This is a genomic window from Spiroplasma poulsonii (assembly GCF_009866525.1).
GTDB classification, from domain to species: domain Bacteria; phylum Bacillota_I; class Bacilli_A; order Mycoplasmatales; family Mycoplasmataceae; genus Spiroplasma; species Spiroplasma poulsonii.
Map to the genome: position 1 here is coordinate 1,077,143 of NZ_CM020866.1, position 6,261 is coordinate 1,083,403.

Sequence of the window (6,261 nt, forward strand, 5' to 3'; positions counted from 1 at the left end):
CTAACAAGTCCTTTTTATATTAATCTTACAAATTTCATAAATATAATTAATAAGAATATATTTGTTATTGTGTTATATAATGCTGGACTAAATTTTCATACCTCAAATGTTTGACTAAAAAAACTATATATTGTTTGAAAAATCTTACCAACTCCACTTGCTAATTCATTTACTTGTTTTACACCAGGAATATTATTTACAACTCAAATTGCGGCATTTTTTATATGACACGCTAAATTATATCAACTACAACTTTCATATTGTGCTTGTCATCATTGTCCATCGGGGAATAATCCACCGTTGTTTATTTCTTGTCAGTTGTAAATCCCAAAATTAAAATCATAATAACGATACATATCATTTTCTTTTTGCGCTTGTAATTCAAAAACATTATAACCAATTTTTTGTTCTTCAATTTTTTTGTATTTTAAACCATATTTATCTTTTAAAGCGCCTTCAAAAACATAACCCTCATTTTGATTAATATTATAATTATTTGCAACTGAAAAATCATAATTAAACACATTACCATAATTGGTGTTATAAAATCGATTTTTAAATGCTGAATATAATTTAATATCTAACTGATTATATTTATCTGAAAAATAAAAATATCGTGGGTAAATTTTAAAACCATTATTTGCTAATAAACCATATTTTTTATTATAACCTTGCACATAAGTATTATTTTCTAAATCAAAAATGGTACGTAAATAATCTTTATAAAAGTTTTGCGAAACCGTGAACATACTATTTAATAACTTTTCAAATTGACTTTTATTAGTATTAGTTTCATCAATTAAAACATCTCTAAAATTAACTAATTTTAAACCAAAAAAGTTAATTAAAACAGTATCATATTCTAAATTATCAATATATCCACTTTCAATAAAATTACTACGATTTTGAAAAACAGGTACCAAAGCATGGGCAAAAAAGGATTTTAAAAATTTATTAATATCAATTTGACCTTTCATATGCTCAAAAACAATTTTACCAGTATTGGGAGTATTACCTCGATAATAATTATAAGTTTCAGCACTAAAATTAAAAGTATCTTCTTTTTCTTTTATGAAAGAAAATAAAAAACCTAAATCATCAGTATACCGATAACTATTTGCATTATTACCATCCCAATATTGTTTAAAATGTGTTAATTCTAAACTACCTGCAACAATATTTTTATTTTCATCAATTGTTAAAATCATCCGATAAATTGATTTTCTAGTTAAAATAACATCAGGTTTTCAATCTAATTTTTCCATATTATTAATAATTTTAAAATCAAATATTATTCTTTGACTACCTAAATTTGAGTCATCATAATCAGGATTACCACGTTGCTGAACTCTAATATTTTCTTGCACAATAGCATTAATATATTTTAATAAAAAAGAACGAATATTTTGATATTCATCATCAGTTCAAAAAATTGGATTGTCATTAATATCTATTTTTGGCGTTTCAGGTTCATTTAAACCATCTCAACAATAATATGATTTAAAAAGATATCATACACCATTAATAATATGATAAGGTACTCCACTATTATCTCAAATTAATTTATTTGAAAAATTAAATTTTATAATAGAAAAATTATCATTTTGTTTCTTTTTTACAATTCCAATATATCATTTATTATCTGGATTCCTATTTAATTTATCTAATGGGATTAACTTTCAATTTTTAAATTTTAAATTAACTTGTTGTAAATTATCAACACTTTTTTCTAATTTATTAATAACTTCAACAGTATTAAAATACTTAGCAAATGAATAAAAGAAATTAGTTAATTCTTTTAAAAATTGTTTCTTATCCACATCATAAAATTTATCAATATTATATTGTTTAGCATAAGTATCTCAATTTTTATATAAATCCATAAACTCATCACTAGGCTTATCAAATGAAATCCCAGTTGAATAACTATCCTTTAAAAAGTCTAAATATCATTTATCATTATAAGTTAATGTTTGTAATGTTTTTAAAGTTGGGTTAATAAAATAATTTGTTTCTGACCAGTTTTCAAAAAAACTACTGCGTAAAAACATTGTATTAATAAAATCAGTTTCATTCATTCCCGTTGTTTGTTGATTAACAGTATAATTCTGCTGATTTAAGGGTTTAAATGCTGTTAAAGTAATAAATGGGATAATTAAACCTAAAATACCTAAAATAGATATCGCAAATAAAGATAATGACTTACGCATTATTCTTTACCACCTTATCTTTTTTATTTTCTTTTATTAATTTAATAATTTGATTAAATAAATAACCATAAAAATAATGAATTACTAAAATATATCATAATATATCAAATCATAAACCATAAATTATATAACCATTTATACCAGCATATTTCTCTTTTAATTCATCAATAGTTGAAACTGTATCTAATACACATATAAGGGTTAACAAAAAACTTATAACAAGATACAAAATTAAATCAACCCAAGAAATAAATAAACCATTTTCTTTTTGTTTCTTTTCATTTTTATTATCCATAAATTCAACTCCTAACTATATAATGTTTTTGAAACAATAAAACCTAAAATATATAAACTTGATATTGTAAGCATTAACGGATGACTAAACAAAATTGCCATTTTACCAAATAAAGAAAGTAAAAAAGTATCTGAGTTATATAAAACCATAATGATATTTTTTGCTGATGTTAATTGATTTATAATCACCGTAATAAAACCAGTACCAAAAATAGCGATTGCCGCAACCAATAAAACTAATCTAATCATTATTTATTCACTCTCCGATATCCTTGTTCTCTTGTTTTTGCTTGTTTTGCTAAACTTGATAATTGTTGTTTATTACGATTAATTTTAAACTGTTTACGCTCTTTAAAATGTTTTTGCATACCTTGTTTAGTATCTGATACTCCACGAGCAGTCGTAGAATAAATATTTGATACCCCCCGTTTGTACTGTTGAACCTAATTCGTTATATTGGGTTCTTGTTCCGTGAATAGCATAAATCGATAACTTAACAACCATAAAAAAGATAATAAAATAAGCAATTGTTGTATTTGTCATTGGCAATTTAGTATTTCAAATTACATCAAAAATAAACAAAAATACATCAAAAATAAAACTAAAAATTTTATCTCAATTACTACTTTCTGATAATAAATTAATCATCTTTACCACTTCCTTTTTCTTTTTTAGGTTTTAAATTCTTTTTCAAAATATCAATATCAAACAATGTTAAACGCTCTTTAACACTTAATTTAGTAATTTCTGACCAATAATATTCTTTTTTATTAACTATTTCATAATTTTTTAAATCACGAACAAACTTTAATCATTGACTATCATATTTCTGTGCAAATTCTAACGGAATAATTATCTTAAAAAACCTGATTCCTAAACCAACATCAGATTTATGTTTTGCTCGTTTACCTTCTGCTGTTCGTTCTACTGATTTTGTCTTTCAAATTTCATAATCCGTAATATCTTGAAAAATACCAATTCGCATAATAAAGAAACGATTAAAAAAATTAAATCCTTTTTTAACAATAGGTTTTTTCAATGAAATTGGAATAATAATACCACTTGCTAATTGCCGAATATTGTTCCAAATCATACCCTCACGCTGAGCAGTAAACAAAGCACGATTACCAAAATGTCTTGCTAAAACAATTCACGGAATCTTACCACTATGAACTTTTTTCTCATCGTGGGGACTAGTTCCATCAATATATAAATAACTTTCATCAAATAAAATAACACTATCATCAGGAGGGACAGGTTTTGTTCTATCTGTAAAATCTAAATTTTTAAATGTTAAAACCTTAACTTTATCATCTTCTAACGGATAATTACTATAAATCTTATCTGTTAATAATTTCATAGTTTGTGATAAATAAGTTAAAAGTAAAGTTTTACCCGTTCCTAACTTACCAATAATTACCGATAACGGATTATCTCAAACAAAATTAACTAACCGAAAAGCATTCAACTGATAAAATATGTTTTTTCATACTCATCAAACAAAATAAACACATTGTAAAGCAAATAATAATCAAAATATTAAACCAGTATAATTTAATGAAATTATCCAAAGTAATAAATCAATTAAACTAAACAAAATCATTGAACAACTAATATAACAATAATTTTTTAAGAAAAATATGAACTTTTTCATTTTACCTCCAATAGTTATTTATAATTAAACTAGTATTATTATGGTTTTCTCTCCCCACAAATCAAAAAAGAAAGTGATAAAAATTAAGAAAATTTTAAAAATAATTTCAATATTATTGCCTATTATTGGAATTATAAACTTTTTAATCAATCCTATCGAGAAATTAATTACTACAATTAATTTTGTAAAATGAATATTTAAAAATATTAGTCAAATAAATGCAAAAGAAATATTTTTTACAACATTATTTATATTAATAATTATTGCATTCATAATAAAAATATATATTATATTCAAAAAAAGATTTTAAAATTTTGTGGGGAGAGAAAACCATAATAATAACAAAATTTAATTATTTAAAACAACTAACTATTTTAAAAACCATTCACAATAAAAACCACGTTAAAAATAAAATTACAATTCAAATACCAATCATAAGAGTTAAATATTCATTTTGTGTTAAATTTCAAGTTGTAATACTTTCAACGTTAAATTTGTCAATAAACAAAAATATATGAATAAAAAACTCTTTTAATTTTTCTCAATCATTTTGCATTTTTAAAAACTCCACATTTTTTGAATAAGTTTAAAAAATATTCCAAAAAATAAAACAATAAATAATACAAAAGATATAACATATAAAAATTCAGGGGCATTTGAACCAATAATATAACTAACAAATTGAACTCAATAGTCATATAAACTCATTTAATTTAAACTTTCTAGGTCTTTAATTAATTGTTGTTCTTTTTCATCACTTCAATTTGTTAAATTATTGTTAGTCGTTTTTACTTTTTTAGGTTCATTTTGAAATAAAGCTTTTTTCATTTGTGTAAAATAATTTTGTTTATATTGATTGTATAAATTTATTAATTCTGTTCCAGTTAAATACTTTCATACATGACGTTTTAAATTTTCATCATATTTTACAATAGGATAAGAATTATCATAAATCAAACCGATTGCTACTTGTTCTGAGTGTTTTTCACTCGGATAAATAAACTTATTACTCAATCAAAAACCAATATGGCGATTATGATTAGGTAAATTTATAAAACTTGCTTTTTCTGTTTCAAAAACTATCAATTCTTTACGAATAAAATAATTTTCTACATTTTGATTTTTCTTAACAAAATTACTCAATTTTATCAACTCCTTAATAAACATTGTTTCTAATTAACAATGTTATAAATATTGTTAAATATTGCTTATCTATTGTTAAATAAACACTGTTAATAAACATTGTTAAATATAAAAATGATAAAAATTGGCACACTGAAAAATACTATTAAGTTTAAAATAATAGTTATATAAAATAATAAATTAATAAAATATAAATAAACTAGTGTGCCTTAACTAATACAAATAATTAGTTATAATAAATATTAAAATCCTTTAACCATAACACGGAAAAAGTTTAAAATCTTAATGATAACAAAAATACCAAATGGAATTAAAATAATTCACGCATCACCTAAAAAGGTCATTAATTGTGGTAATACAGCATAAATTGCTTCTTTAACTTTCATCATTGCTTGTCCTAATCCACTTCAAATAGAACCCATTCCATCTGAAATAGTAGGCGTATCTGCTGCTAAAAAATTAACCGCTGTTGTTAAATACATACCTAACATTATTTTTTATCCTCCTTACTTTCAATTTCTTTTTTATCTTTTTTCTTTCCTCGAATTTGACGAATTTTTTGATAAATCGATAAACCAATTCAAGCAAAAATACCTAATATAATAACAACACTAAATATTGTCGTTAATCAACCTGGCATAATATATCTCCTTTCAATAAATTAAAAAAATTGAAATTTGCAAACTCGCTCCGCTCCGTTGTCGCTTTGCTCCATTAAAAAACATTATTGAATAAATTATCCGCTAATAAATTACGCGGAATAATTTATTCTTTTACTTTTTAATTTCAATATCTTTTGCAATCTTATTGACAGTATTAATAACATTATCTTTACCGTACTTTTTCACTAACGACCGCAAAATCAAATATTGCTTTGTTTGCATAATTTCAACTCCTTAAAACTAACTTAAAAAAGTTAACTAAATTGATAGTTAACTTTTTATGGTTTGGCATTTACAA

The 6,261-nt window shown here is 23.1% G+C and carries 8 protein-coding genes and 1 pseudogene; all 9 read right to left on the reverse strand.

The window, feature by feature from the left end:
• Positions 1-14: 14 nt before the first annotated feature.
• The 9 genes and pseudogenes from MSROBK_RS06040 to MSROBK_RS06080 all read right to left on the reverse strand — a co-directional run bounded on the left by MSROBK_RS06040 (position 15) and on the right by MSROBK_RS06080 (position 5,941).
• Entirely contained in the window at positions 15-2,210 is a 2,196-nt protein-coding gene (locus MSROBK_RS06040; protein ID WP_040093639.1) for a spiroplasma phage ORF1-like family protein, read from the reverse strand.
• Entirely contained in the window at positions 2,203-2,505 is a 303-nt protein-coding gene (locus MSROBK_RS06045; protein WP_040092983.1) for a hypothetical protein, read from the reverse strand. Before MSROBK_RS06045 ends, MSROBK_RS06040 begins: the two co-directional genes overlap by 8 nt.
• 11 nt (positions 2,506-2,516) lie before the next feature.
• Positions 2,517-2,753, reverse strand: coding sequence for a hypothetical protein (locus MSROBK_RS06050; protein WP_040093640.1), 237 nt, complete (start codon positions 2,751-2,753; stop codon positions 2,517-2,519).
• Positions 2,753-3,152 (reverse strand): annotated as a pseudogene (locus MSROBK_RS06055) (hypothetical protein). Before MSROBK_RS06055 ends, MSROBK_RS06050 begins: the two are co-directional and overlap by 1 nt.
• Positions 3,145-4,158: a hypothetical protein gene (locus tag MSROBK_RS06060; RefSeq protein ID WP_040093641.1), complete on the reverse strand. Its 1,014-nt coding sequence runs from the start codon at positions 4,156-4,158 to the stop codon at positions 3,145-3,147. Before MSROBK_RS06060 ends, MSROBK_RS06055 begins: the two are co-directional and overlap by 8 nt.
• A 352-nt stretch (positions 4,159-4,510) precedes the next feature.
• A complete protein-coding gene (locus tag MSROBK_RS06065) occupies positions 4,511-4,714 on the reverse strand; it encodes a DUF2649 family protein (RefSeq protein ID WP_040092609.1) in 204 nt (67 codons plus the stop codon).
• Between the two features lie 152 nt (positions 4,715-4,866).
• Positions 4,867-5,301: a DUF3627 domain-containing protein gene (locus tag MSROBK_RS06070; protein WP_040092610.1), complete on the reverse strand. Its 435-nt coding sequence runs from the start codon at positions 5,299-5,301 to the stop codon at positions 4,867-4,869.
• A 242-nt stretch (positions 5,302-5,543) separates the two neighbouring features.
• On the reverse strand, positions 5,544-5,792 hold the full coding sequence (locus MSROBK_RS06075) for a hypothetical protein (protein WP_040092611.1): 249 nt from the start codon (positions 5,790-5,792) through the stop codon (positions 5,544-5,546).
• On the reverse strand, positions 5,792-5,941 hold the full coding sequence (locus tag MSROBK_RS06080; RefSeq protein WP_084217950.1) for a hypothetical protein: 150 nt from the start codon (positions 5,939-5,941) through the stop codon (positions 5,792-5,794). Before MSROBK_RS06080 ends, MSROBK_RS06075 begins: the two co-directional genes overlap by 1 nt.
• Positions 5,942-6,261 lie beyond the last annotated feature (320 nt).